At 69.4% G+C, this 25,272-nt stretch carries 21 protein-coding genes and 1 pseudogene; 10 read left to right on the forward strand and 12 right to left on the reverse strand.

Going from position 1 to position 25,272, the window contains the following annotated elements; translation table 11 throughout:
• Positions 1–6: 6 nt before the first annotated feature.
• Positions 7–1,980 (reverse strand): tetratricopeptide repeat protein, encoded by a 1,974-nt coding sequence (locus ACIBVN_RS45160; RefSeq protein ID WP_397146460.1) that lies wholly within the window; start codon positions 1,978–1,980, stop codon positions 7–9.
• Positions 1,977–3,224 carry an SIR2 family NAD-dependent protein deacylase gene (locus ACIBVN_RS45165; RefSeq protein ID WP_397146461.1) on the reverse strand — a complete coding sequence of 416 codons (1,248 nt, stop codon included), beginning with the start codon at positions 3,222–3,224 and terminating at the stop codon, positions 1,977–1,979. The genes ACIBVN_RS45160 and ACIBVN_RS45165 overlap by 4 nt, the downstream gene beginning before the upstream one ends.
• Here ACIBVN_RS45165 and fxsT point away from each other — a divergent pair.
• Complete coding sequence (gene fxsT / locus ACIBVN_RS45170; protein ID WP_397146489.1) at positions 3,114–5,582, forward strand: FxSxx-COOH system tetratricopeptide repeat protein; 2,469 nt, start codon at positions 3,114–3,116, stop codon at positions 5,580–5,582. The two genes, ACIBVN_RS45165 and fxsT, sit on opposite strands and share 111 nt — an antisense overlap.
• A 51-nt stretch (positions 5,583–5,633) precedes the next feature.
• On the opposite strand, the gene ACIBVN_RS45175 is transcribed toward fxsT, so the two are convergent.
• The 5 genes and pseudogenes from ACIBVN_RS45175 to ACIBVN_RS45195 all read right to left on the reverse strand — a co-directional run bounded on the left by ACIBVN_RS45175 (position 5,634) and on the right by ACIBVN_RS45195 (position 12,436).
• On the reverse strand, positions 5,634–6,572 hold the full coding sequence (locus tag ACIBVN_RS45175) for an aKG-HExxH-type peptide beta-hydroxylase (protein ID WP_397146462.1): 939 nt from the start codon (positions 6,570–6,572) through the stop codon (positions 5,634–5,636).
• Positions 6,572–6,721, reverse strand: coding sequence for a hypothetical protein (locus ACIBVN_RS45180; protein ID WP_349457668.1), 150 nt, complete (start codon positions 6,719–6,721; stop codon positions 6,572–6,574). The genes ACIBVN_RS45175 and ACIBVN_RS45180 overlap by 1 nt, the downstream gene beginning before the upstream one ends.
• 156 nt (positions 6,722–6,877) lie before the next feature.
• Positions 6,878–8,701 (reverse strand): annotated as a pseudogene (gene dnaK, locus ACIBVN_RS45185) (molecular chaperone DnaK); the annotation flags it as partial.
• A gap of 16 nt (positions 8,702–8,717) precedes the next feature.
• Positions 8,718–12,086, reverse strand: coding sequence for an SIR2 family protein (locus ACIBVN_RS45190; RefSeq protein WP_397146463.1), 3,369 nt, complete (start codon positions 12,084–12,086; stop codon positions 8,718–8,720).
• Between the two features lie 77 nt (positions 12,087–12,163).
• Positions 12,164–12,436 carry a sensory rhodopsin transducer gene (locus ACIBVN_RS45195; protein WP_397146464.1) on the reverse strand — a complete coding sequence of 91 codons (273 nt, stop codon included), beginning with the start codon at positions 12,434–12,436 and terminating at the stop codon, positions 12,164–12,166.
• A 147-nt stretch (positions 12,437–12,583) separates the two neighbouring features.
• On the opposite strand from ACIBVN_RS45195, the gene ACIBVN_RS45200 reads away from it, so the two are divergent.
• From ACIBVN_RS45200 to ACIBVN_RS45215, 4 genes are all read left to right on the forward strand, one after another.
• Positions 12,584–14,455 carry a hypothetical protein gene (locus ACIBVN_RS45200; protein ID WP_397146465.1) on the forward strand — a complete coding sequence of 624 codons (1,872 nt, stop codon included), beginning with the start codon at positions 12,584–12,586 and terminating at the stop codon, positions 14,453–14,455.
• A 25-nt stretch (positions 14,456–14,480) separates the two neighbouring features.
• Complete coding sequence (locus tag ACIBVN_RS45205; protein WP_397146466.1) at positions 14,481–14,927, forward strand: hypothetical protein; 447 nt, start codon at positions 14,481–14,483, stop codon at positions 14,925–14,927.
• A complete protein-coding gene (locus ACIBVN_RS45210) occupies positions 14,924–17,416 on the forward strand; it encodes an Hsp70 family protein (RefSeq protein WP_397146467.1) in 2,493 nt (830 codons plus the stop codon). The genes ACIBVN_RS45205 and ACIBVN_RS45210 overlap by 4 nt, the downstream gene beginning before the upstream one ends.
• A gap of 134 nt (positions 17,417–17,550) precedes the next feature.
• Positions 17,551–18,366, forward strand: a complete 816-nt coding sequence (locus ACIBVN_RS45215) for an SAM-dependent methyltransferase (RefSeq protein WP_397146468.1) — start codon at positions 17,551–17,553, stop codon at positions 18,364–18,366.
• Positions 18,367–18,618: 252 nt separating this feature from the next.
• On the opposite strand, the gene ACIBVN_RS45220 is transcribed toward ACIBVN_RS45215, so the two are convergent.
• Complete coding sequence (locus ACIBVN_RS45220; protein WP_397146469.1) at positions 18,619–18,918, reverse strand: hypothetical protein; 300 nt, start codon at positions 18,916–18,918, stop codon at positions 18,619–18,621.
• Here ACIBVN_RS45220 and ACIBVN_RS45225 point away from each other — a divergent pair.
• On the forward strand, positions 18,917–19,162 hold the full coding sequence (locus ACIBVN_RS45225) for a hypothetical protein (protein ID WP_397146470.1): 246 nt from the start codon (positions 18,917–18,919) through the stop codon (positions 19,160–19,162). The genes ACIBVN_RS45220 and ACIBVN_RS45225 overlap by 2 nt on opposite strands.
• A 63-nt stretch (positions 19,163–19,225) precedes the next feature.
• Here ACIBVN_RS45225 and ACIBVN_RS45230 read toward each other — a convergent pair whose 3' ends face one another.
• Positions 19,226–19,825, reverse strand: coding sequence for a TetR/AcrR family transcriptional regulator (locus ACIBVN_RS45230; RefSeq protein WP_397146471.1), 600 nt, complete (start codon positions 19,823–19,825; stop codon positions 19,226–19,228).
• A 34-nt stretch (positions 19,826–19,859) separates the two neighbouring features.
• On the opposite strand from ACIBVN_RS45230, the gene ACIBVN_RS45235 reads away from it, so the two are divergent.
• Positions 19,860–20,444 carry an alpha/beta fold hydrolase gene (locus ACIBVN_RS45235; protein WP_397146472.1) on the forward strand — a complete coding sequence of 195 codons (585 nt, stop codon included), beginning with the start codon at positions 19,860–19,862 and terminating at the stop codon, positions 20,442–20,444.
• Between the two features lie 6 nt (positions 20,445–20,450).
• On the opposite strand, the gene ACIBVN_RS45240 is transcribed toward ACIBVN_RS45235, so the two are convergent.
• Both ACIBVN_RS45240 and hutH read right to left on the reverse strand, forming a co-directional pair.
• On the reverse strand, positions 20,451–21,107 hold the full coding sequence (locus ACIBVN_RS45240) for a DUF6069 family protein (protein WP_397146473.1): 657 nt from the start codon (positions 21,105–21,107) through the stop codon (positions 20,451–20,453).
• 91 nt (positions 21,108–21,198) lie between these two features.
• The gene (hutH, locus tag ACIBVN_RS45245; RefSeq protein WP_397146474.1) at positions 21,199–22,881 is read right to left on the reverse strand and encodes a histidine ammonia-lyase; all 1,683 of its coding nucleotides are present in this window, start codon (positions 22,879–22,881) and stop codon (positions 21,199–21,201) included.
• A 234-nt stretch (positions 22,882–23,115) separates the two neighbouring features.
• Here hutH and ACIBVN_RS45250 point away from each other — a divergent pair, with 234 nt between their 5' ends.
• Genes ACIBVN_RS45250 through ACIBVN_RS45260 form a run of 3 tightly spaced genes read left to right on the forward strand, consistent with a single transcriptional unit; the run spans position 23,116 to position 24,123 of the window.
• Entirely contained in the window at positions 23,116–23,442 is a 327-nt protein-coding gene (locus ACIBVN_RS45250) for a PadR family transcriptional regulator (protein WP_397146475.1), read from the forward strand.
• Entirely contained in the window at positions 23,439–23,795 is a 357-nt protein-coding gene (locus ACIBVN_RS45255; protein WP_397146476.1) for a DUF1048 domain-containing protein, read from the forward strand. The genes ACIBVN_RS45250 and ACIBVN_RS45255 overlap by 4 nt, the downstream gene beginning before the upstream one ends.
• Position 23,796: 1 nt before the next feature.
• On the forward strand, positions 23,797–24,123 hold the full coding sequence (locus ACIBVN_RS45260) for a DUF1048 domain-containing protein (RefSeq protein ID WP_397146477.1): 327 nt from the start codon (positions 23,797–23,799) through the stop codon (positions 24,121–24,123).
• 272 nt (positions 24,124–24,395) lie between these two features.
• Here ACIBVN_RS45260 and ACIBVN_RS45265 read toward each other — a convergent pair whose 3' ends face one another.
• A complete protein-coding gene (locus ACIBVN_RS45265) occupies positions 24,396–25,172 on the reverse strand; it encodes an IclR family transcriptional regulator (protein ID WP_397146478.1) in 777 nt (258 codons plus the stop codon).
• Between the last annotated feature and the right edge of the window lie 100 nt (positions 25,173–25,272).

Raw genomic sequence — 25,272 nt, forward strand, 5'->3', positions numbered from 1 at the left:
GATCGTTCACCTCCGATGAGCCAGGAAGCGCCGGGCCTGATCGAGCAGCCTGGGCGGCAGCCGTCCCGCCGCCGTCTCCGCGGCTCGGAGCACGGCCTGCGCCGCGTCGCGGTCGCCGCCGTACCAGTGCACCCACATCGACCGCAGCACCGTGAGCGGGCTGTCGGGGTCAAGGCTTATGGCCAGGTTCAGCTCCTCCTGAGCCTGCCGCGGACGCTCCTCGATGGCGAGCGCCTGGGCGCGGGCCGCGCGGACCTCCGCCTCCACCCCGGTGCCGAGCGGCCGCGTCAGTGCCTTGTCCAGATCCGCCAGCGCCGCCTGGTACTGATGTAACTCGACCCGCGCGAGCCCGCGTCCGGCGTGGACGGCCGGATGCCCGGGGTTGGCGTCGAGCGCCCGGCCGAAGGTGGCCTCGGCGTCGGCGGGAGCGCCGCTCATCCACTGCGCCCGCCCCAACCCGGCCAGCACGTCCGGATCGCCCGGCGCGAGCTGCAGCGCCTCCCGGTACAGGTCGGCGGCCGTGGCGGCGGCGCCGCGATCCAGCTCCAGCTCGGCCATCGCCATCAGCACCTGCGCCCTGCCGTAGGTGTCCTCGATCTGCACAAGCGTGCCCAGCGCCTGCTCGAAGTAGTCCTTCGCCCGATCGGGCTCGCCGCTGACCCGCGAGATGTCACCCTGCAGGACGAGGGCGCGAGCGCGCTCGCGGTCGGCGTAGCCGGCGACGGCCTGCCCGGCGTACTCGTGGGCGGCCTCCAGGTCGCCTCTGGCCAGTGCCGTCTCCGCGGCGTCCCGGTAGTCGCCGGGACCGCGGGGCGGCGGGGCGGGCTCGGCGCGGCCGGAACGCTCCCGCCACTGCGCGTTCGCGCGTTGCAGCGCGGTGACCAACCGGTCGTGGCTGAGCTGGTACCAGGTGAGCCCGGCACGGTACTCGGGGGTCAACACGCCCGCCTCGACCAGGTCGCGGATGGCTTGATGCGCGATGCCCGCGACGTCGAGCGGCCCGCCGTACACCATGGCCCGCGTGCGGTAGGGCGTGATGAACGCGGTCTCCAGCCGGTCGCGCAGCACCCCCTCGTCCACCTCGCGCCGGGCGGCGACCCGGGCGATGACCTCGTCGGAGAAGGCGGTGATGCCGTGGTCCACGTCCCCGTGCCGCCGGACGTCCGCGTCGGTGATGGTGCCGGTGCTCTCCCGCCAGAGCCGCAGGCAGGCGATCTGGAGATGAAGGGGCTGGACGTGGCTCTCGACCAGTGAGACCGGCGTGCCCAGCCGGTCGGTGAGGGCGACGGCGCGCAGCTGGTGGACCAGCAGGCGGGCGGCACCGGAGGCGAAGCCCCGCCCGGCGGCGGACGCCGGCCCGGTGACGGCCTCCTCGGCCGCCTCGGGGTCGAGCGCGCTCAGCCGGAGCCGGGGCAGCGGTTGGTTGCCGAACAGGTCCTCGTACGACGTGAGCGTCCCGAGGTGGTCGTCGCGGACCACCAGCAGCAGCCGCAGCGCCGGCACCGCGGTCAGCGCCTCGGCCAGGGCCGCCATCAGCCGGTCGGCGCTCTCCCGCTGCCAGGGCGGCCCGGTGAACAGGTCCTCCACCTGATCGACGGCCGCCAGGATGGAGTACGGCTGGTCGCCCGCCGTCGGCGGCGGACGGCGCGTGCTGAGGAACTCCGTGAGCGAGTCGCCGTGTCCGCCCCAGCTGCTGAGCAGCGGATAGGCGGGATCCCGCGGCGGGGCCGCCAGGTGCGCCGCCGACAGGTGGCTCAGCCGGCCCACGGGCAGCAGATCGACGTCCGGCAGACCGGCCACGCGCGGCAGCACGCCGGCGTGCAGCAGGGAGGTCTTGCCGGAGGATGCGGGGCCGTGCAGCACCGATATCCGTTCGGCCTGCCACACCGCCGCGGTGTCCCTCGACTCGGCGCTCCTGCCGAAGAACCGGTCGGCCTCGTCGGCGCGGAACGGACGCGGACCGACGTATGGCTCGCTCATCCCGCTGCTCCCCACATGCGCCTGGCCAGCTCCTTGGTGAAGTCCTCGGTGCTCTTCCAGAAGACCGTGATGTTACGCCGCCGGAAAGACTCTTCAAGGTAGTTTCTGGCAGACTCCTCGTTCCCCGTGGTTCTGGGCGTGAGCTGGACACTCACATTCCACGGACGCTGCGTCTCGTCGAGTCCCCGTAACAAGGTCCGGAACAGGACAAGGAATGTCCAGTCGGCGATGGAGTATCCAATGAAAAGGATGGATTTCTTGCGTAAAGCCATGTTTACCACCGGAGGCACCAAGCTTCTCTTGGATGAGGTACGGCTGTCGCCCCCGAGACGGATCAGATATTCGATGTAATCGTCCTCTGCCACAACCATGGATTCGGGCTGTCGATAATGGCCGTGAAGGTGATAGACCAGCGGGCTCTTCGGCGTCGGGGTGTAGTCCTTGGGAAGCGGCGAGCTCACTGAACCTGCGTACCACGGACTGATCTGCTCGTGTGGATCCTTGTTGTGAACCTTCAGGGATCGGGTCAGGAAATCGTCATAGTTGGTCGTGACATAGAGCGGCAGGTCGCATCGCGCGAGCAGGGAGTGGATCTGGTGCTCCGCGCCGAAGTCCGGCAGTCGCGTCCGGTGGAAGACCTCCTGCACCAGGTGCTCCTTCAGCAGGGGGAGGTCGCCGTTGAACTCCATGACGGCGACGTACTGCATGACCCTGGCCAGGTTGGCGTCGTCCTCGAAGGGGTAGCCGTATCGCTCCGCCCAACGGCGAGCGAGCTCGGGACCGAGCGGCAGAAGTCCAGCGCAAGCGCCAGCGCCCAGGAATGGTATACAGCGTCCCTTTTGTAGGTTCGACACCAGGAGGTTCCAATTGCGCTCCTCTGTCACCTGACGACAGTGGCCGAAAAACCGGCGCCAAGTCAAGATCAGGCACCGTGCGAGACGTCCACCAGCGCCGTAGAGTGAGCTTGCCGTAGAGTTCACAAGCGTCTGGAAGCGGGTGCCGCAATGGAGCGATCGCAATCGGATGGGCTCGCCGAGGCTTCGCGCCCGATGCGTCGTTTCCCGCAAATCATGGGGCGGGAGGTGCCGGTGCGAAACCGGCATTTCACTGGCAGAGAGGTCGAGCTCCGCCAGCTGCGAGACCAGCTCGTGGCGGCGTCCTCCGCGCTGATCAGTCAGCCGGCCCAGGCTCTTTTCGGTTTGGGTGGCGTCGGAAAAACGGAAATAGCGGCTGAATATGCTCATCGATGGGCAAGTGACTACGAAGTCATCTGGTGGGTACGCGCGGAGCAGGAACACACCATCCGCAACTCCATCGTCGCGCTCGGACGGCGCATGGGCCTGCAACCGGACCTGGTCGGCAACCGGCGCGACTACTCCAGCCAGGCAGTGCTCGACGCCCTGCGGCTCGGCGAGCCGTACCGCACATACCTCCTGGTCTTCGACAACGCGATGCACCCAGAGCTCGTCCGCAAATATCTGCCGCAGGGGGCGGGACACGTGATCATCACCTCGCGCCTGCAGAACTGGCGGCAGGCCCTGCGCTCGGACGGGATCCAGGTCGCCCAGTTCACGTTGGGGGAGACCGTCGAGTTCCTCCGCAAGCGGGTGCCCGCCCTGGCGCCCGGCGAGGACGCCGAGGAGGAGGCCGGCCGGCAGGCCGCCGCCGAGGAGCTCGCGAACACCCTCGGCAACCTGCCGCTGGCCGCCGAGCACGCCGCGGCCTACCTCACCCAGACCGGTGCCACGGTCAAGGAGTACATCGAGCGGTTCCACCAGAACGCCCACCTGCTGTTCGGCGAGAACGTCGACATCTACTACCCCGACGTCGTGGCCACCACCTGGAGCGTGTCGCGCGAGCGGATCTCCGAGGAGGCCGACGCCCTCTTCGGCCTGCTCGCGTTCTTCTCGCCCGAGCCCATCTCCGAGGCGCTCATCGCCCAGCCCGGACGCGTGCCGGACCTGCCCGGGCCGCTCAGCAAGGTGATCCACAACCTGACCGACTTCCGCCGGGCGGCCCGCGAGCTCGCCCGCTTCTCGCTCATCCAGATCGACGGCATGCGCAACATCGTGCAGATCCACCGCGTGGTGCAGGCCGTCACGAAGAGCCGCATCGAGCAGGAGGACCCCGAACGCGCCCGCGAGCTGCGCGACGCGGTTCACGCGCTGCTGGCCGCCTCCAACCCCGGCGAGCCGGAGCTGGAGGAGAACGACACGAAGTACGAGCGTTCCCGCCAGCACCTCATCCCCTCGGGCGCGCTCGACAGCGACAACTCGCACCTGCGCAACCTGGTGATCCAGCAGGTTCGCCGGCTGGCGATCCGCGGCGGCAACGCCGAGGCGCTCGCCCTCGGCGGGCAGGCGCTCGAGCGGTGGCAGGTCAAGCTGGGGCCCGACCATCTCCAGGTGCTGTCGCTGGCGGCCGAGGTGGCGAGCGTCCTGCGCGAGCTGGGGCGCTACCAGGAGGCCTATGAGCGCAACGCCGAGACGGTGGAGCGGGCCCGCCGCGTCCTGGGCGAGGAGAACGAGGTCTACCTGCGCTGCGCCCGCAGCCTCGGCACCGACCTGCGCATTCTCGGCCGCTACAACGAGGTGCTTGACCTGGAGATGCAGCTGTTGCCGCTGCACGAACGCGTGCTGCGGCCCGAGCACCGATACTGCCTGATCATCCGCAACAACATCGCGCTGAGCCTGCGGTGCCTGGGGCGGTTCGAGGAGGCGCTGGAGTGGGACGAGCACGTCCGTGCAGAAAGAGAGCGCCTCTACGGTCACGATCACCTGGAGACCCTGGACTCCTGGTTCGCCGTCGCCCGCGACTACCGCCGGCTCGGCCGTTACGAGGACTCACTCGACTACATCCGCGAGGTGACCGAGGCCATGGCCCGCACCGGCCAGCCGTGGCACCGGCGCAGGCTGCTCGCCGAGGCCGACCTCGCGGTCGCGCTCCGCCGGATGGGCTTCCACGCCCAAGCCCGCGAGCAGGCCGAGGAGGTCCTGGAGCGCCACCGCGCCCTGCTCGGCGCCGAGCACCGGCAGTCCCTGCTCGTGGCGACCAACACGATCATCGATCGCAAGCTCACCGACGACCTCGCCGCCGCCCAGGACCTGGGTGAGCAGACAGTGAAGGCATGGGAGCAGGCCGCCGGGGCCGGCCATCCCAACATCCTCGCCGCCAAGGCCAACCTCGCCACCGTGCTGAGACACAGGCGCAATCCGCTCGGGGCCAGGCAGCTCAACGAGGACTGCCTGGCCGGGTTCACCGCCGCCTTCGGCGAACTGCACGTCAGCCCGCTGGTCGTGATGACCAACCTGGCCAGCGACCTGGCCGCGCTCGGCGAGGTGCGGCAGGCCAGGGAGCTGGGGGAGCAGGTGCTCCGGCTGGCCAAGCAGGTGCTCCACGAGCGGCACCCGGTGACGCTGGCGGCGATGTCCAACCTGGCGCTCGACCGCCGGGCGGTCGGCGAGCCGGACGCCGCCGACGAGCTGTTCCAGGAGGCCATGGAGGGCTACCGCGAGTCGCAGCTGTCGCTGGAACGCTGGGACGCGAGGCAGGCCATGCAGCGGGGCCGGCTGGACGTGGACATCGAGCCGATGTCGTTCTGACCGGGGCGGGGTGAACGTTGGCATCGAGCCGATGTCGTTCTGGCCACGCGTTCAGGACCAGCTGTCCAGCAGCCGCCGCGCCTCCTCCACGATCACCTGCCCGGCCTCGGTGAGCGCGCCGCTGGCCGCGAGGGTGGCCGTCGCCGCCGCGGTGTCGGCGTAGGCGCCCTCGAAAGCGGCCGTGTCCCGGCCGCCGCGCCAGAACGCGGCCACCGCCAGGTGCGCGAAGCAGCCCTGCAGGACGCCGTCGATCGGGCGGGGCTCGCGCCGCCAGGGCGAGGGGTAACGACGCGCGGCGGGTGCCCGGGTGAGCGGCACCTGGTCCATGATCGCGCTCAGCACGAGGTGCCTGTGCTCGTGAACCAACGACTCGGCCAGCCGGCTCGGCTCGGCGCGAGAGACGGGCAGTCCGATCCCGACCGTTCCGAACGCCCAGCCGGAAGTGGCTCCGCCCGGTCTGGCCGCCAGCGGGACGATCCGGTCGACGGTCACGCTGATGCCCTCGGCCATCCGCCGGTGCCGCGTCACCAGCAGCCGCCAGGCGGCATCCAGCTCTCGCTGCCACAAAGCCACGTCGAGCGGCTCCGCGGTCAGACCCAGGCGCTCCAGGCACGGGTCGCCGGCGTCGAGCGTCACCTCCAGCGCGAGGTCGTCCGCCGATGACCGCAATCTCGCAGGTGCCCGGCCATGGAGCAGGTCGCCGACGTTCACGGGGTCGCCCGCGTCAAGGGCTGCCAGAGCGCCGGCGCACCAGGCGCCGACGCGCCCGTCGGCCACGTCGTTCAGGCTGCTCAACGCCTCTTCGAGGTGGGCTGCCGCGCTGGTGGGACGCTCTCTGCGCACGCGCCGCCGAACGAGCTCCAGCAGCAGTTTGTGCTTGCTCACCTCGCCCCTTCGCAGGCGGACGAGCAGCGCCGGATCGGTCTGCGGGTGCGTCAGGCCACGCAACTCGGCAGCGGACAGCTGGTGCGGGGCCAATGCCTCGATCATCAGGCGGGCGGATCCTGTTGCCACAGGCGCATCGCGTTGCCGTCCAGTGGAGTCAAGACATGGGTGAGCGCACTCTCCAGGGCGGCGTCGTCCAGTTCGGCGAGATCGGTCAATAAGCTTGCCGCGACATCGAGCAGCGGTGAATCCATCAGGCCCCTTCCGGGAGCAGTCTGGACTTTCAACGGTCTATCATCCGAAGAATGTAGGCAAGTGTCCCAATAGTGCGCGTATTAGAGATTATTGCGGCCCTTACTTGTCTTTGAAAGCATGCGCGCCGAAGAGCCGTACGCCTACTCTGCGAAGTCGGCTTCGCCGGCTCGCTCAACCGCGGCGTAGATGGCCGTGCCCATTCGCTGGCTGACTGTGGCCAACCGGTCCGCCGCTGCGCGGACTTCTTCGGCGTCGGCGCTTGCCATGGTGGTCTCGAGGTCCTCGAGAGCGCTCCGCACGTCGGTCACGATGTCGCTGGGGATCTTGTCCGCGTTCTCATGAAGGAACTTCTCCGTCTGGTAGGCCAGTGCGTCGGCGTTGTTGCGGATCTCGGCCGCTTCGCGGCGCTTCCTGTCCTCCTCGGCGTACGACTCGGCGTCGCGCATCATCCGGGCATACTCGTTGTCCGGGGTCACATAGTCGTCGATGCCGATGCGGTCGATGTCCTCTTTCGGCAAGTACGAGGTACTGGTTGAGATGTGACCGAAGACGGTCATCGTCTGCTTCTTGCCGGTGCCCAGGTCCCTGGCGGAGACGTTGACGATGCCGTTGGCGTCGATCTCGAAGGTGACCTCGATCTGCGGAATGCCGCGCGGCGCCGGGGCGAGGCCGGTCAGCTCGAACGTGGCCAGCTTCTTGTTGTACGCGGCGATCTCACGCTCGCCTTGGTAGACCTGGACCTGCACTGACGGCTGGTTGTCCTCGGCCGTGGTGAAGACCTCGGAGCGCTTGGTCGGGATCGTCGTGTTACGCTCGATGATCTTGGTGAAGATGCCGCCTTTGGTCTCGATGCCCAGCGACAGCGGAGTCACGTCGAACAGCTGAATGCTCCTGCTGTCGCCGGTGAGCGCAGCGGTGTGCAAGGCGGCGCCGAGGGCGACGGCCTGGTTGGGCGACATGCCCTTGACGCTGTGCCGACGGCCCACCAGTTTCTCGACCAGTTCGCCGAAGGCGGGCATCCGGGTCGCGCCACCGACGAGCAGAACATGTGCGATGTCGGAGACTTTGACCTTGGCGTCCTTGATGACCTGGCGGAAGGGGGGCATGCAGCGGTCGATGAGGTCGGCGGTCCACGCCTGGAACTCTGCCCGGGTCAGCGTTTCGCTCAAGTGCAGGGGGCCTTCGGACGTGGCCGTGATGTAGGGCAGCTCAATGGTGGCGCGATGCAGCGTCGACAGCTCGATCTTGGCCTTCTCCGCGGCCTCCCACAGGCGTTGGCGTGCCATCGCGTCGCGAGCCAGGTCGACACCGTGGGCGGATCTGAAGCGCTGGACGAGCTCGTCGACGATCCGCTGATCCCAGTCGTCGCCACCTAGGCGGTCGTTGCCGGAGGTGGCTTTGACCTCGACGAAGCCCTCTCCGCCCGTCTCGCCGACGCGGAGCAGCGAGACGTCGTAGGTGCCGCCGCCGAGGTCGAAGACCAGAACGGTCCCGCCCACCTCCCCTTTCAAGCCGTAGGCGATCGCGGCTGCGGTGGGTTCGTTGATCACGCCCAGAATGTTGAGGCCCGCGAGTGAGCCGGCTTCCTTGGTCGCCTGCCGCTGGGCGTCGTTGTAGTAGGCCGGGACCGTGATAAGGGCATCGGTGACCTTCTCACCTAGATACGCCTCGGCGTCCCGTTTGAGCTGCTGCAGCAGTAAGGCGCTGATCTGCTGGGGCGAGAACGTTTTGCCGTCGATATTCTTCGACCAGTTTGTCCCCATCTCCCGTTTGATCGCACGGATCGTACGTTCCGGGTTGGTGATCGCCTGCCGTTTTGCTGGTTCACCCGTCAGGACCTCCCCGGTCCTGGCGAAGGCGACCACGGACGGGGTGGTGAGCGCGCCGTAAGAGTTCGGGATTACTCTGGGCACACCGTTCTCCAGGACGGCGACGACCGACTCCGATGTGCCGAGATCCAGGGCGACTATCCGTGCCATATCCCCATGATGACGTCTACCGGACCACTTCGGGATTCAGATCGGCCTGAATGAGGAAGTCGCGCTTTCGCGCTGCTTTCCAGCTGAATCCCCGGTCGACTCCCTCAATTCGGTCTAACCGGGCTAGCGCGCTGAGCGCGTCGAGCTCCGCCCACGGCAGCCGGGTGTGTACGGTCGCCAGGCGAAGCGCGTGCTCCGCATCGTCGCGTGCGCGTGCGAGCAGGCCGGCATCGTCGCGGGCGAGGGACATGTCGGCGCGGGCCAGCGCGCGCACCACCAGCGCCCTGGCCTGCGCAGGCACCAGACCGCGCGGGATGGTGAGCGTCTTGATCACGTCCCCGCACAGCTGCTCCGCCGTGTCGGGGTTGCCCGCGCGACGGTGGCATTCGGCCAGCAGCGGCAACGTCGCCGCGTACTCGACCAGATAGTCGCCGTCGCGGAAGATGTCGATGGCCGTCTCCAGTCGCTCCATCGCCGCCTCGTGCAGGCCTTCGGCCAGATCGCAGCCGGCCAGGGCCCGGCAGCAGCGTGCCAAGTCGGCGTTCCAGCCCTGCGAAAGGCAGATCTTGTGATTGGCCTCGGCCAGACGGCGCGAGGCCGCGGTGCGTGCGGTCCGCAGCAGGAAGTCACTCCACCAGATGCCATCCACCGAGTACAGGTGGCGCTCGTCGGCCTGTTGCTGGATGCGGTTGGCCTTGGTGAAGCATCCCTCTGCCGCAGCCGTCGCGCCTCCCAGATCGAGGGCGGCCGCGAGGCATGAAAGGGCGTTGCGGAGCTGTTCGGGGCGATTGATGTCCTTGATGGCCTCCAGCGCCTCATCGGCGGCCGCGCGAGCCTTTTCCGCCTCGCCCACCATGACCAGGGACCGTGAGAGATTGCGCAGAGTGATGCTCTTGGCCGTGTACGCGCCCTGCGTCTGGTAGACGGTCGCGGCCTTTCGCAGCAGCGGCACCCCTTGCGTCATGTCGCCGGCATGCATGGCGAACAGCCCGGCCTCGTTGAGATAGAAGCCGAGCATGTTGCCGGGCAGATACGAACGGCGCTGCCCCGACATCACGAAGGCGGAAGCGCACCGCTGTCCCAGTCGAGCGGCGGGCAGCCGCATCCAGACGTATCCGTTCTTGGTCCTGCTCCTGTAGAGCTCATCGGCGTCCCGCGCGAGCCCCACGTCCAGAAGGAGCTCGATCACCTCGATCAACCGCAGTGCCTCCGCTTGGGAGGCGACGGGGCCGTCGGGCAGGTCCTCCAAACTGAGGTCGGAGGCCAGGGTCGCGCTCCTGTCGGTGAGGACCATGGGCCGGAAGGCGGTGCGGACCAGCGGATGCGCCGAGACGGTGGCGTCAGAGTGCCAGGTGAGCAGCCCGCTCAGTCGCTGGCGCACTGCGGACTCGACGTCCTCCGGCGTCCAGCCACGCAGCGGGGCGCCCAGGTTCTCATTGCCGCCGAGCGCCAGGATCGTGGCTGTCCGTTTCGGCCGCTGGAACAGGGAGACGATGGCCACGAGCTGCTTGTCGGCGTGCGACAGGCGTTCGGCGTAGAAGCCCAACACGCGCAGGACCCTGCGGTCCGTACGGCCTGCCGCCTCCAGTTCCTCGCGCAGATCCACAAGATCAGGAGTCGGCGGGCGTTCGCGGACCGCCGCGGCCAGCGCGGCTACGGCGAGCACATGTCCGTCCACCGCCTCCACCAGGTCGGTGAGCTGCTGCTCCGGCAGCCAGGACGCGCCCAGCGTGCGTAGCAGCAGAGCTCCCTCTGCCGGCGTGAACGGCGGCACGTCGAGCATGCGTGCCCGGTCCCCGTCGAAGTTCTCCAGGTCGGCGAAAGGAAAGCGGCTCGTGAGCACCACGAGCCCGTTGTGCTCGATTTGGCACAGCCCCGTCAGAATGCTTCGCAGCACGCCGTCGAGCAGGTGTCCGAAGACTGTCCCGTCCTGTCCCTCTTGAAGGATCTCCACCCCGTCCAGGAAAAGCACCAGCGGTACTTGGCGAACCAGGTCCAGCACCTTCGCCGACAGCGCCTCCCGCTCTGGCCGGTGGCCGAAGTTGGTGGCCGCCCATGCCAGGAGCGCCTCGGCCCAGTTGTCCACTGAGGGGTCTTCATAGAAACTCCAGGCGAACACTCCGCGAGCCCCGTCCCGCCCGCCCGCGTCCTGCCGATAGAGCCACTCGGTCACCGTGGCGGTCTTGCCGGCTCCGCCCCACGCGGTGACACCGATGAGGCTGACGTCGGGGTCCTGGGCCCAGCGCGTCAGACGGCCGAGCTCCTCCTCCCTGCCGGTGAAGTCGGTGTTGCGCTCGCCACCGTGCGCCCAGCGTACGATCAGGCGCCCGTTCTCACCGCCGGGAAGAGAAGCGGGGCCGAGCGCGGGCGGACGTGCGGATGCGGCCTCGGCTGCCCGGTGCGGGTCCTGCGGTTCGGGAACGGCGGGCGTGAACCGCGGATCGGTGAGTCCGGCGAGCAGTGTGGTCAGTGCGCTGTGATCGCCGTCCAGCACGGGGTACAGCACAACGCGGCAGCCGAGTTCGATGCGCGCGAGGTCCTTCAGCACCTCGGGGGCGTGCTCGCGGCCCTCCGTCGTCGGATCCCACGGCATGACGGCGACGTGACGGGCATGGGTATCCGGCTCAAGCTCGGTGCCGGCGGCGTCCAGAACGGACTGGATGATGGATTTGATCCGCTGATCCGCGAAGCTGAACCCGACCCAGACCAGGTGACCGCCATCGATGAGGGTGGCCAGCACCTTGCCGAGCTTGCCCCGGTAGGCCCGGCGGTACTCGGTCGTCGACAACACCATGGAAGTCGGCTGGTTGTGGTGGCCGTGGGCGTACAGGATGGGCAGTTCGCCGCCCTGGAGGACATCGCGGGTGCGCCAGCGGTCCAGGGCATCGTCGTCGGTCCACGAGGCGAACCCGGTGCCGGACACGGAGGGTCTGATTGCCATCCTGGCATTGGCGATCCCTGAGTCGTAGTTGGTGGTTACGACACCCGCGAAGTTGCAGCGAACCACGAGCTCATGCGCCGATGTCCAGGTGCGCCCGGTGAGGGGGTCCCTGCGCACCCGGAAGGCCTCGCGCAGGACCTCGCGGTATTCGGCGGCGCCCAGGTCCCGGCGGATGAGCTCGACCACCGCGTCCGGGCTCTGCGAGGCCAGCGCACGACAGGTGGCTTGCGCGTCCTCAGACAGATGATCGGCGGCAGCGTCGAGGAGATCCTTGATCAGGCCCTGCCAAAGTGGATAGAGGGGAGCAGAGACACCGGCGCCGAGGAAGGCGATCGCCTCGCCGCCCGCGAGGTGGTCCCGCAGCGCCGCGAGCCCGGGCCGGTTGACCCGGGCAAGCCTCTCGCGCTGCCCTTCGGGTAGCCCGTCCAGGTACCGGTCCTCCATGTCCCAACTGTGCCAGCCGGGCGTGGTCGCCGCCAGCGCGTGCCCGTCCGGCGGCGACGCCGGGGTATCGCGCCGAGTCAGGTGTGCACGACGATTGTCGTGTCCGAGACCACCGCGATGGCGTAAAAGGTGTCGGGGGACAGGGCGTCAGGGGCGACCACGTCGTCCAGGGCTCGCGAGCGCTGCGCGGGCACGGTCACGCGGAACGGGCCGAGCGGCTTCTCGCCCTCCGCGCAGAACGTGAGCTCGACGTGGGCGTTCTCGGGGCTGACGTTGTCCACGTAGAGCCGGTCGCCGGGAATGCACCCCTCAGCGATCGCCATTTTGCGGGCCCCCACCACTGTGCTCATGCGCGACTCCCGTTCTCCGGCGACAGTTCTGGCCTACCCCGATAAGCCGGGCTCTATCCGGCGCGCTGGCCGCGCTCGGGACCGGTCCCGAGCGGTGGCCCGCACAATGAGCGTCGTCGTGGGGCGGACAACGGTCGGAGGAGTCCGATGGCCCGGGTGGAGGTGCCGGCGTGGCTGGAGGAGGTCGCCGATCGGGATCTGTACCGGCGCAACGCGTTCCGGATCAGCGGGCTTGCGGTGACCGCGACCCCGCGTGCGGTGCGGCGCCGGGTTTCCGAGGTGCGGGCGGCTGAGGCGCTGGGGGCTGAGCAAGCCGAGGGCGGACCGGCGCAGGGGCGCTGGCTACCGTTGGTGCCCGCGCCCGACCATGTCGCCGTACGGGAGGCGCTGCGCCGGCTTGAGGATCCGGTGCGGCGGGTCGTGGACGAGTTCTTCTGGTTCTGGCCGCTGCAGGAGAGCGACGGAACCGGGTTGATGGAGGCTCGGGAAATATGGCGACGGCTGGTCAAGTCTCCCGCCCGTGCCGACGCGGGGCACTCCGCCGACCCGGGCGCGCGCAGCATCGCCGTCCACAATCTCGCAGTGCTCCACCACGCCGAGACGTTGGAGGCCAACCAGTTCATCGGCAACGCCGGGGGCCGGACGCTGTGGCAGCGGGCCTACCGCCACTGGCGCATGGTGCTGGACGACGACGGCTGCTGGCGCTGGCTGGACGAGCGCATCCGCGTGCTCGACGATCCCCGGCTGCGCGCGGTGTCCGGCACCGCCTTCCGGGAGACGTTGCCCGCGGTGCTGCTGGAGATCCACGCGGGGATCGCGATGGAAGCGGCACAGCGGCCGGGGCGCGAGGAAGCCGCACGGCAGCACGTGTCGCTGATGCGGGACTTCGGGACGGACGACGGCACGGTCGACGCGGTACTCCGCCGGGCCACCGCGCCGATCGCCGCCGCCATCAGGCGCCGCAACGAAGCCACGCCAGGCCCCGGCGAGGACCCGGCGACGCTGGAGCGGGCCGCCGCGTCGCTGCTGGACGAGACGAAGCCCGACCTGCGGGTGCTGCGGGCTCTGCTGGGAGCGGGGCATCCCGTGACGGAGGGTGCGGCCGACGCGGTGGCGTCCGAGGTCAACGCCTGCGCGGTGGCCTGCGCGAACAGCGTGATGCGGGACGAGTCCGCCGTCCGCGACCCCAAAGTCACCCGGGCCATCGCCCACCTGCGGTCGGCCCGCGAGCTCGCGGCGAGCGGACACGTGCGCGCCCCGATCGAGCAGAACCTGGTCGTGCTGCTGAGCAACGAGATCCTCCTGGCCTGCAAAGAGGCCGTGGAACAGGGAGAGCGCTCGCCGAGTAAAGGCGCTCAGCAGGCGTCCCGGCTGCTGGACGACGCCCAGCCGCGCCTGCGCGAGCTGCGGGAGCTGCGCCGGGACGCCCCCGAGACCGACGAGGTCCATGACACGGTCGCCATGGCGGCCTGCCGGCTGCTCGGCGGGTACTTCAAGAGCACCCGTGACTTCGACAAATGCCTCACCGGCTACCGCAGGACACTGCAGGTCGCGGTGAGCGAACAGGGCCGATCGGTGATCCGGCAGAACATCGACACCCTGACACGGGAGAAGAACGCCCAGGCCTTCGCGGCGGAGGTCGTGCCGACGTTGCTGAGATCGAGGACGGTCTGGGGAGATGACCCCTTGTCCTGCATGCGTTGCGGCCGGCCCTTGCGTCCGTCGGACGGGCTGCCTGACGGACGGCCCATGCCGATCCCCCACTGCGCCGCCTGCAGAAGTGAAGTCCAAAGGCATTTCGAAGCGCTGGTGCGCGACCAGGCGCCGCCCCCGACAGCAGCCCGGTCACCCGGCGTGACCAAGCGCGCCCTCATCACAGGGGGCCTGGACTTCGCCGCGGCGGGCCTGGCCGTCAGCGGTCTGGCGGCGGGCCTCGGCAGCTCTGCCGGGAGGGTCCTCGTCTTCGTCGCCTTCCTGCTGGTTGTGATCCGAACCCTCATACCTGGTAAGCGCCGCTGATGGTTCAAGGGAGAGAAGTGATCTGATGTCGTCGATGCTGCCCGGCGCCGGGAGCAACGCCCCCGCGAACCGCGCGCTCGCCGCGCCCGTCGCGCTGGAGGCCGAGGCGCTGGTGGAGATCGCCACAGCCGTGTGGCGGCTGCGCAACAAGATCGAGTCGACCGCGGACACGCCCCTGGGCGTGCACCGCCACCTCCAGGCCGTCGTGGACGCCCTCGCGGAGAGCGGCGTCCAGACGCGGTCGTACGAGGGCACCGCGTTCGACCCCGGGCTGCGGATGCGCGTCCTGGCCTACCAGCCGATGCCTGGCCTGGAGCGCGAGGAGGTCGTGGAGACCGTACGGCCCGCGGTGTACCTGCGCGGCGCGGCCATCGCGCTCGGCGAGGTCATCGTCGGCACGCCGCCGGAGGACGAGGAGCCGGGGCACGAAGAGCCGGGGGACGCCGGCGAGAACGGAGGCGCGGGACGGTGAGCAGGACCACCATCGACGTCGGCATCGACCTCGGCACCACCAACAGCGCGGTCGCCCTGCTGCGCGGCGTGCAGACCGAGGTGATCAAGAACAACGACGGCGACGAGACGACGCCGTCGGCGATCTGGATCGACCGCCGGGACCGCCTCTTCGTCGGCCGGCCGGCCCGGGACCGGTGCGAGCGCGACCCGGACAACACCTGTGTCGAGTTCAAGCTGCGCATGGGCACCGCCGGGCAGGACAAACACTTCCCCGCCTCCGGCCGTACCATGACGCCCGAGCAGATGTCCGCCGAGGTGCTCTCCTCGCTGCGGGCCGACGTCGCGGCCCGGCTGGAGGAGGAGGTACGCGCCGCCGTGATCACCGTGCCCGCCGCGTTCGACCTGAGCGCGTGCGACGCCACCCGGCGCGCGGCCGGCCTCGCGGGCCTGGAGTTCACCCGGCTGCTGCAGGAGCCCGCGGCGGCCGCCCACGCGTACGGCTTCCAGGCCACCGACGAGAACGCGATGTGGCTGGTGTACGACTTCGGCGGCGGCACGTTCGACGCGGCCGTGATCCGGCTGCGGGACGGGGAGTTCTCCGTCGTCGGCCACTGCGGCGACAACTTCCTGGGCGGCAAGCTCGTCGACTGGCGCATCGTGGAAGAGCTGCTGATCCCGGCCGCCGTCCGCCAGGTTACGGACCTGGCCGGCCTGACGCGCGGCAACCCGCGCTGGCGCGCCGCCGTCGCCACGCTGAAGCAGGCCGCGGAGACCGCGAAGATCCGGCTGTCGCGGATGGAGACGGCCGAGGTCTACGTCGAACTCAGCGACGACACGGGCCGCAGGTACGAGTTCGACCACGAGCTGCGCCGCGCCGACGTGGAACGGCTCGCCGACCCCTTCGTCACCCGGTCGGTCAACCTGTGCCGCGCGGCGCTTGACGAGCTCGGCGTGGAACCTGGCGACATCGAGAAGGTGATCATGGTCGGTGGGCAGACCGCCATGCCCTTCCTGCGTGAGCGCCTGGCCGACCCGCGGCAGGGGCTCGGCATCCCTCTTGACTTCGGACACGACCCGATGACCGTCGTGGCCCGCGGCGCCGCGATCTTCGCCGGCGCCCAGCCGCTCCCCGACGAGTGGGCCGCGCCCGCGCCTGAGCCCGGCGCCTACTCGCTGCGCTGCGAGTACCCGCGGATCAGCCCCGACCTGGACCCGGTGGTGGTCGGCCGGGTGAGCGCGACCGACGGCACGTCCGCCGCCGGGATGTCCGTCGAACTGGTCAACGAAGCGTCGGACCCGCCCTGGCACAGTGGCCGGATCGCCCTGTCCGGGCGCGGCGAGTTCACCAGCACCCTGCGCGCCGAGCCCGGCCGGCAGAACACGTTCGCCGTCCTCCTGACGGACGCCACCGGGACGCGGCAGCGCATCACCCCGGACCGGCTCACGTACACGGTCGGCGCCGTCGAGACCGAGCCCATGCTCACTCACGCCATCGGCGTCGGCCTCGCCGACAACCACGTGCGCGGGCTCGTCGAGCGCGGCGCGCGGCTGCCGGTGCGGCGTACGGCGCCGCTGCGCACCACCGTCACCGTGGACCAGGGGCAGAGCGGCGGGCTGATCCGCATCCCCGTCCTGGAGGGCGAACGCGGCCGCGCCGACCGCAACCGGATCATCGGCCGCGTCGAGGTCGGTGCCGACCGGGTGAGCCGGACCGTCCCGGCCGGCAGCGAGGTACGGCTCACCATCGAGATCGACGCCTCCCGGCTGGTGACGGTCAGCGCGTTCGTGCCCCTGCTGGACGAGGCGTTCGAGACCACCGTCAGCCTCCTCAGCGAACCGGTGGTCGACCACGCCGAGCTGCGGCTGGACGCGGATGCGGAGCGGGCCAGGCACGCCGTGCTGCAGGCCCGGTGCGCCTCCCTGGACAACCCCGTCGCCGGCCTGCTGCTCCAGCGCGTGGCCGACGAGGGCATGCTCGGCGAGCTGGACCGCGCCGTGGAGGCCGCCCGGCACGCGCCGGAAGAGGCGGCCCGCGCCGCCAAGAACCTGCTCGACCTGCGGCTCGCCCTGGACGCGGTGGAGGACGAGCTGGCCTGGCCCGAACTCGTGCGCGCGGCCGAGTCCCTCATGACCGAGGTCCGCGACCTGGTCGCCGCGCACGGCAGCCCCTCCGACCGGGAGGACCTGCCGCTGTACGAGCGGGACATCGCAGAAGCCGTGCGCTCCCGCGACGCCGACCTGCTGCGCCAGCGCACCGAGCAGCTGCGCGAGCACGCCATGCGCGTACTGGACCGCGCCGGGGTGCTGCAACCGCTGGTCTTCGAGAACCTGGCCAGGTGCCGTGACCAGATGCGCCATCCGGCCAGGGCCGACCGCCTCATCCGTGACGGCCAGCGCGCCCGGGACACCGGCGAGCAGGAACAACTGCGCTCGATCAACATCGAGTTGCAGTCCCTGCTCCCTGAACCACCGCCGCCGCCCAACCTGAGCACGGTGCGGGCCACCTGAGCGTCGTCGCCGGGGGGCTTGCCGGCACGGCACGCCCCTCCCTTGACGCCTATTGTCGCGTTTCGCTCGCTTTCGACCCTCATCCGATGGAGATCCTTTAAGATCTCTAACGGGCTGTCAGAGAGGGAGTATGAATGGCCGAGCTGGAGCGGGCCCCTGCGGGGGTGGACCCGTCCGTGCCGAGTGTCGCCCGGATGTATGACTACCTGCTGGGCGGCAAGGACAATTTCGCCGCCGACCGTGCGGCCGCGGCGCGGATCATTCAGCTCTCGCCCAACGCGAAGGAGGTCGCGCAGGCCAATCGGGCGTTCTTGGGCCGTGCCGTCCGCGCGGTCGCCGAGAGCGGGGTCCGGCAGTTCCTGGACATCGGCACGGGGTTGCCGACTCAGGAGAACGTCCATCAGGTGGCGGGGCGCGTCTCTCCCGGCTCGCGGGTGGTCTACGTCGACAACGACCCGATCGTGCTGGTGCATGCCCGCGCTCTGCTGGCGGAGACCGCCGACACCATCGTGGTGGAGGGCGACATGCGCGACCCCAAGGCCATTCTCGGCCACCCGGAGATCACCCGGCACCTCGACTTCGAGCAGCCGGTGGCCGTGCTCATGGTGGCGGTGTTGCACTTCATCCCCGACGACGATCAGGCCCAGGCCATCGTGAGTTCCGTTCGCGAAGCCCTGCCCTCCGGAAGTCATCTGATCATCTCTCATGTGACCACGGGCGAGCTCGACAGCGACGCTGTGGGGGAGGGCCGCGAGGTCTACAGCAAGACCAGGGCGGGCAACGTGACCCCGCGCACGCGCGAGCAGATCGCCGGCTTCTTCGAGGGCTTGGAGATGCTGGAGCCGGGCCTGGTGTCGACGACCGACTGGCGCGCCGAGGACACCCTTGACTCGTCGCTTGCCGGCCCCGGTGGAGCCGACATGCTCTGCGGCGTCGCCCGCGTGCCCTGAGGGAGCTCCACGTTCTGCCGGCTTCCAGCTGACCGACCTGGCGAGGACACCACGGTCAAGGTCAACGAGGACCCTTCGATCGACGTGGTGTTACACCGCCGGGTTCTTCGCTTTTCAGCTGCACGGCGACTACAAGATGGACGAGAGCTGGCTCGGCGACTTCGGGATCGCCGTGCTGGTCGCCGCGACCGGGTTCTCATGGATACGCGGCTGCGCCGAGACCAGCCTGCAGGCGGAGCCGCGGACGGCGAGTCAGGCGCACGCGTTGCCAGGAAACCGCTGCTGAAAGAACTGTGCCCAGTCGCCGCTGTTGACGAAGTCCTGCAGCGTCGTCCGGAGGATCTCGCAGTCTTCGACGTCTCCCAGCGGGAGCCCTATACCGTATCTCTCCTGTGCGCCGAACGTGAGATTCGGGACGACATGCAACTTCTCGGCGGCTGTCTTGGCAAGCCCCGCAAGGAGCAGTTGATCCGTCGACACCGCATCCACGGACTTTCCGACCAGCAGACGCGTGACGCAGGCGTTCAGGCCTTGTTCCTTGGTGATGTTCATGTCGATGCCGGACTTCTTCAGCTGGGCAAGCGAGGTGGTGCCCGAGCCGGTGCATGCCGAGATGGTGGCGGCGAGTGCCAGCAACTGGGCTTCCCTGGGCGATCTGGACGCGCTCGCCGTACTGGAGGCCGACCACTCCCGGTGGGCCCGCTTCCTGGAGCACGAGGTGGCCGCCTGCCAGGAGCCGGGAGCCCTGGACGGCGGCACCCACATCCTGTTCGCCGCCCGCCACGCACCCGCCTGACATCGCCTTCGGCGCCCGTCGTCGCAACGGGGCCAGCGGCCAGACCGCCCACCTAGGGCCGGATCACCGCCACAGCTCATCGAGATGGCTGGTGAGGATGGCCAGAGCCGTCTCGCCCGTGCGTTGTTTTCCGAGCACGCTCGAGACGAGCCCGTTCGTCATGGCCAGCAGCCCGGCGGCTTTCACCTTGGGATCCACTTCGGCCGGCACCTCGCCGGCCTGCTGAGCGGCGCGTATCTGCTTGGCCAGGAACGCCTCCAGCGTGTCCGGCTGCGGGGTGCCGTGCTTCTCGGCGAACTGCGGATCGCTGAGGACGAAGGAGTAGAAGGCGGCGTACGTGCGGGCGATCCTGCGGCTTTCCGCGTCGATGGGCAGGATGTTGGTCAAGACGGCCGTCACGATGGTGCGCGGCGTGGGCGGAGCCTCGGCGGCGGCGATCGACTGCCTCATGCGGGCATCGAGTTGGGCGCTCAAGCGCTCCAGGGCGTCCACGAGGAGGGCGTCCTTGCTCTGGAAGTAGTACTGGACCAGGCGGAGCGATACACCGGCTTCTGCGGCGACGCCGCGCATGGTCACCTCTCGCAGGCTCTGGCCCTCGGCTATGCGCAGCACCGCCTCGGCGATCTGCTTCCGGCGCTCCTCGTGATCCACCTTCAGGGGCATGGCCGCTGACCTCCCTTTGTGATACGAATGTATCATGAACATTGGGCATTTCGTGGACGACGCCGCGAGGATCAAGTTCTACGACATCTATGAGCGGGTCTTGGCGCAGCTCTGGCCGGGATCGCCGGCGACGCTCGACGTGCCGACCGCGTTCGGGCCTACGCGCGTCTACCGCGCGGGCCGCGGCCAGGGCCCGCCGATCGTGCTGCTGTCCGGTGCGAGCGGAAACGCCCTGATGTGGCACCGCTACGTGCGGCCCCTCGGCGACAAGCACCCCCTGATCGCCATCGACACGATCGGGGAGCCTGGAGCCAGCGTCCAGCAGGCGCCGGTACGCGACGGCCGTGACGGCACGGCGTGGCTGGGTGAAGTGCTGGCCCCCGCCGGTTTCGCCCTGCCCGGGCCGCGCTTCATCGGATGGGCGCTCGCGGGCGCGCTGGCCGGTCTCGCGCCCCGCGCTTTACGTCCCCGTCTGGCGAAACTGGTGGCCAACGGCACGATCCTGGAGCCGGAGCTCATGAGTTTGATCCCGGCTGCCGCGCGATACCGCCGCCGCCTGCCGGTGGACCGCCCTGAGCTCGTGGCGCGACGCATCCTGCAGTTCGTCGCCGGAGCGTAGTCCCGATCAGTCGTACGGGTCGTAGTCCCGGCGCTCGTACCTGCGCTGCTCGTTGTCACGGGGCCGCTCGTGCCTGGGCTGCTGCTCATATCCCCGCTGCTCGTACGCCCGGGGCTGCTCGTACGTCCGGGGCTGGTCATAACCCCGGGGCTGGTCATATCCGCGTGGCTGCTCGTACGGGTACGGTCCCGGATCCGGCGCCTCCTCGATGGCCGTACGTCCGATCGACGCCAGCAGCGAGAGGATGGCGAGGCCGATGACCAGGTTGATCACGGCCGTGGTGATCTGCGGGATGAGGTCCGCCGACTGCATGAACGGCAGGAACGTGATGATGACCGTGCAGAGCCCGCCGATCCAGCTGAAGAACTTGGTCGGCTCCGGGGTCGACAGCATGAGGATGTAGAGCAGTAACGTCATGATGAGCGCGGCGCCGGCGGCCGAGATGGCGTAGCCCGTGGTCGCCGCGCTGCCGTACGCGGGTGCCCCGTCGGGAGTGAGCACGCGGATGCCGAGCAGCTTCTTGCTGATCATGACTCCGACCACCACGATCAGTGCGGCCACCACGGCGGCGGCCACGCCGCCTCCCCACACCCGCGCCGGATTGACCCTCGGCCGGGACGATGCCGGGCGGGGATCGTAGCGATCATGGGAGGGGTATGACATGCGAATCACCCTTGTCGCGAATGCTGATCAGGCACTTCGAGAACCTTACACGCGCCGTCAAGAGGGCGACGGCCGCCGCTCGCCCGGGATGTCACGGCGCGACGGACGGCGTCAGGTAGCCGTGGCGCACCAGCCAGATGGCCCGCTCCAGGTCAGGGGTCTGATAGCGGTCCTCGCCCAGAGGCGCGACATGCTCCCTGATCTCCGCCAGGAGGCTCCGCGTCACGGTGCCGAGCGTCAGGCCCGACATCTTCTGCGCGATGAGGTCGATGCCCTGGGCCGCCATCAGGTACTGGACCGCCAGCACGATCTCCAGCCGGTCGAGGTTCTCGTGCAGATGCCGGACGGAGGCCATCGCCATCGTGTTGTGGTCCTCCTGGCCGTCCTTGACCGGCCGGGACAGCGTTCCCGCCGGCGTGGCCCTGGCTTGCATCTCCGGGATCAGCGCCGCGGCGACCGTCTGCACCTGCACCATCCCGGAGTTCAAGCCGACCGTCCCGCCGGCGAGGTTCGCCGGCAGGTCGTAGCTCCACCTGGGCGACAGCAGCCGTCCCGACAGCTCCTGCGACAGCACCCCGATGTCGGTGATCTCCGCGTTCAAGGTGTCGGCGAGATGCCCCATGACGGAGCCGTCCCAGTTGCCGCCCATCACGAACTCGTACCCCGGACCTTCTTTCCTCCTGAAGATCAGCGGGTTGGAGGTCGAGGAGTTGGACTCGCGTACCAGAGCCTGGCGCGCGTCGGCGATCACGTGCCGCAAGCCGGCCATGATGTGCGGCGCCGCCCGCACCGAGACGGCGTCCTGGACGCGCGGGTGGTAGTTCGCCGGATCGAGGCGCTTGCGGCCCTCTTCCGTCATCCAGCCCGAGCCCTCCACCATCGCGCGCAGCCGCGCGGCGACCGCGTCCTCCTCGGGGATGTGGCGTTCCTTGTGGGTACGCGCGTCGAGCGATCCCCGCTCGGCCCTGGTCGCCTCCATGAACAGGGCGAAGGCGCCCTCCGCCTGGTCGGCGAGCACGGTGGCCCGGTGCACGGCGTTCATCAGCGTGGCTGCCAGTACGGTGCTGCCGCTGATGATCGGCAGGGCTTCCCCGGCCTGGAAGGTGAAGTCCCTGGGCAGCCCGGCCTTCGGCAGCATCTCGGAAGCGGGTCCCTCTTCGCCTCCGTACCGCACGGGCGCGTCCTCGCCGAGCGCCGCCAGCCCCGCCGCGGCCTGCGGTTGCAGGTCGCCGGTGCCCAGAGAGCCGACTTGCGGCATGCGTGGCACGACCCCGGCGTTGACCATGGACAGCAGCCGGTCGGGCACCTCGGGCCGCACCCCGACCGTTCCTCTGGCCATCTGGTTCGCCTTGAGGATGAGGGCCAGCCTGACCACGTTGTCGGGCAGGGGCTCGCCGACGCCCGCGGCGTGGGAGCGCAGGACGTTGCGCTGGAACTGCTCTGCCTGCTCGGGTGAGAGCGGACGGTCCTTCAGCGGCCCGAGCGCCTGGTTCCAGCCGTACACCCGCTGGTTGCGCAGGGCCGCGAGCGCTCCCGCCCGCGTTCTGCTCATGTTGGCCCGTGCGTCCGGTGCGATCCGCGCGGTCACGGGACGGCCCTCGAGGATCGCGAAGGCGTCACGGAGCGAGAACGAATCGCCGTCCAGCACCAGGTCCAGCACCGCCGGTGCCGCGGCCGGCCGCGTCGCCGTCCCGACGGGGGACAGCTCGGGATCGGCGACGGCCTGCACCGGCGGCACGCACAGGGCGGCGAGCAGGCCCACGCCGGCAGCCATTCGTCCTACTTTGCTCATCACGGCCCTCACTGTGAAGATCAATGCCGCTGCCATATAGCCACGGGACGGAGGAGCGCCGGAGACGGCGCGACACCGGCGGGACGAGTGCTGACGTGATCTCGACCGGTCCTATGACAGGCCCTTAGGGCTTGCAGAGCTTCTCTGTACTACCCTGTGCTACTGTATAGTGGTACTCGGTGCCACCGAGTACTAAGGCAAGCCAGGAGGACCAGGATGGACGGCCTGACGGAGATGCTGAAGGGCACACTCGAGGGCTGCGTGCTTGAAATCATCGGCAGCGAGGAGACCTACGGGTACGCCATCACGCGTCGGCTGAACGAACTCGGCTTCGCCGACGTCGTCGAGGGGACGGTGTACACCATCCTGCTGCGGTTGGAGAAGAACGGGCTCGTCCAAGTCACGAAACGACCGTCCGGGGTGGGCCCGCCGCGCAAGTTCTATGCGCTCAATGACGCGGGGCGCGAAGAACTCGCGACGTTCTGGGCGAAATGGGAGTACGTCTCATCACGGATCGACAAGCTCAAGGAGGGCGGGGAATGAACTTCTGGGAGACCATCACAGGCAGCGATCTCACCAGGGAATGGAAGACGTTCGAAGCCCGGGCCGCGGCATTGCCGGCCGACTACCAGGCGGCGTGGGAGAAGATCAAGGGGCATCTCTTTTCCTACTCGGACTTCACCGGCCGCAACCTGATGCCGATTCTCGACGGTGCTCTGGGGCTGCTCGAAGAGACAGCGGCCGATGGGCAGAGCATTCACGAGGTGCTGGGTGACGACATCGAGGGCTTCTGTGCGGCGCTGGCCGGCGGCGAAGGGGCCCGGAGCTATCGCGACCGGTGGCGCGAGCAGTTGAACAGGAACGTCGCAAGGAAATTGGGCCGGCTAGGAGGCTGACGTGGGCATCCAGGACATCATCGAGGGCAAGAAGCAGTGGCGAGCGCACATGGCCCGGGTCAAGGCGCTCCCGCCGGATTACCAGATCGTCTACAAGGAGATTCAGCGGTACTTTTTCAAAGTCGGGCCGGTCGGGCTGGCTGACGGGTCCCTGCTCTCGGGGATCGTCGATTTCTTCGAGGAGGGCGCGGCGGCCGGCAAGGGAGTCCTGGAGCTCATCGGCAACGACGTCGCGGCCTTCGCCGACGACCTGATCAAGGACTCGCGCACCTACGCGGACATCTATCAGGAATCCATCAGCGGGGAACCCGGTACGGCCGAGAAGTAGCGCCCGGCGACCCAAGGCGCCGGCGGGCGCTCCTTGACCACCGGGCCGCCCCTTTCTCCCGGGTCCCGGCCGGTCCCGTTGATCGGGTGCACGCTCATGCCACCGAGCGCGCGCCCTCATGTCGCTCGACGCCAGGTCGCGCAGGTGCCGGGTGACCGGCTCAACCTCGGCTCCGGCCGAGTCGATGACCACGACGGAGGGAGATTCCCAGCTGCGGTCGTGGCAGCGCCGACCAGCCCTTGCCGGCGTATTGGGGTGAAGTGGCACCGCCCCTACGGTTCTGGCGATCTGGCTCCGCGCAGGGCGGTCTCCAGGTACCGCCCCCAGCGCAGGGCGGCGCCGACGCACTCCTGTGTCCGCGGCGCGAGGCGGTGCTTCGGTCCGACGACCTGGACGGCGGCGACGACCTCGTCCCTGAAGTCGCGCACCGGTACGGCCACCGAGTAGAGGCCGGGTTCGGCCTCCTCGTCGATGATCGAGTAGCCGCGCGCGCGGGTCAGCTCCAGGCGGTGCAGGAAGTCGTTGAGGCCGGTGGGCGTGTTGGGGCCGTGCCGGACGAACTCGGTGCGGGCGAAGACCGCGGCCACCTCGTCGTGGTCGGCGTCGATCAGCAGGGCCTGCCCGCAGTCGCTGCAGTACGCGGGATAGGGGCGGCCGATCCACGATCCGAGCTGCCGGCTGCCGGGCGGCACCCGTTCGGCGATGGTCACGGTGGTGTCGCCGACCAGGAGGCCCAGATAACAGCTCTCGCCGGTCTCGGCTGCCATGCCCTCCAGGGCGGTCAGCCCGTCGGTGCGCAGGCGGTGCGCCGTGAGCTCCTGGGCGACGGCGTAGAGCCGCCAGTGGGGTGCGAACCCACCCGAGACGTCGTCACGCAGAACGAAGTCCTCCGCGGCCATGGCGCCCAGGCTGCGGGAGAGCTGGCTGCGGTCGCGGCCCAGCTTCCGGGCGAGATCCGAGACGGACGGCAAGGGGCCGTGTCCGCCCTCCGTCGTCAGGCGGGCGAGCTCTGAAAGGGCGTCCAGGCCCCTGGCCACGCTCGAGTCCACGAAGTCCTCCGCCGCTACGCCGCGCCCCTCGCCTCGGCGCCTGGCGTTCTCCCGTGAGCCTGCACTGTATCGCCTCCACTCCGCAACATTCTGCGGTGTG

The organism is Nonomuraea sp. NPDC049400 (assembly GCF_044466425.1).
Lineage (GTDB): Bacteria > Actinomycetota > Actinomycetes > Streptosporangiales > Streptosporangiaceae > Nonomuraea.

Bases quoted from the DNA above. Each gene is read 5' to 3' on its own strand.
- ACIBVN_RS45160 (WP_397146460.1), bottom strand. From the start codon at position 1,980: ATGAGCGAGCCATACGTCGGTCCGCGTCCGTTCCGCGCCGACGAGGCC.
- ACIBVN_RS45165 (WP_397146461.1), bottom strand. From the start codon at position 3,224: ATGAGCATATTCAGCCGCTATTTCCGTTTTTCCGACGCCACCCAAACC.
- ACIBVN_RS45175 (WP_397146462.1), bottom strand. From the start codon at position 6,572: ATGATCGAGGCATTGGCCCCGCACCAGCTGTCCGCTGCCGAGTTGCGT.
- ACIBVN_RS45180 (WP_349457668.1), bottom strand. From the start codon at position 6,721: ATGGATTCACCGCTGCTCGATGTCGCGGCAAGCTTATTGACCGATCTC.
- ACIBVN_RS45190 (WP_397146463.1), bottom strand. From the start codon at position 12,086: ATGGAGGACCGGTACCTGGACGGGCTACCCGAAGGGCAGCGCGAGAGG.
- ACIBVN_RS45195 (WP_397146464.1), bottom strand. From the start codon at position 12,436: ATGAGCACAGTGGTGGGGGCCCGCAAAATGGCGATCGCTGAGGGGTGC.
- ACIBVN_RS45200 (WP_397146465.1), top strand. From the start codon at position 12,584: ATGGCCCGGGTGGAGGTGCCGGCGTGGCTGGAGGAGGTCGCCGATCGG.
- ACIBVN_RS45205 (WP_397146466.1), top strand. From the start codon at position 14,481: ATGTCGTCGATGCTGCCCGGCGCCGGGAGCAACGCCCCCGCGAACCGC.
- ACIBVN_RS45215 (WP_397146468.1), top strand. From the start codon at position 17,551: ATGGCCGAGCTGGAGCGGGCCCCTGCGGGGGTGGACCCGTCCGTGCCG.
- ACIBVN_RS45225 (WP_397146470.1), top strand. From the start codon at position 18,917: ATGTCGATGCCGGACTTCTTCAGCTGGGCAAGCGAGGTGGTGCCCGAG.
- ACIBVN_RS45220 (WP_397146469.1), bottom strand. From the start codon at position 18,918: ATGAACATCACCAAGGAACAAGGCCTGAACGCCTGCGTCACGCGTCTG.
- ACIBVN_RS45230 (WP_397146471.1), bottom strand. From the start codon at position 19,825: ATGCCCCTGAAGGTGGATCACGAGGAGCGCCGGAAGCAGATCGCCGAG.
- ACIBVN_RS45235 (WP_397146472.1), top strand. From the start codon at position 19,860: ATGAACATTGGGCATTTCGTGGACGACGCCGCGAGGATCAAGTTCTAC.
- ACIBVN_RS45240 (WP_397146473.1), bottom strand. From the start codon at position 21,107: ATGTCATACCCCTCCCATGATCGCTACGATCCCCGCCCGGCATCGTCC.
- hutH (WP_397146474.1), bottom strand. From the start codon at position 22,881: ATGGCTGCCGGCGTGGGCCTGCTCGCCGCCCTGTGCGTGCCGCCGGTG.
- ACIBVN_RS45250 (WP_397146475.1), top strand. From the start codon at position 23,116: ATGGACGGCCTGACGGAGATGCTGAAGGGCACACTCGAGGGCTGCGTG.
- ACIBVN_RS45255 (WP_397146476.1), top strand. From the start codon at position 23,439: ATGAACTTCTGGGAGACCATCACAGGCAGCGATCTCACCAGGGAATGG.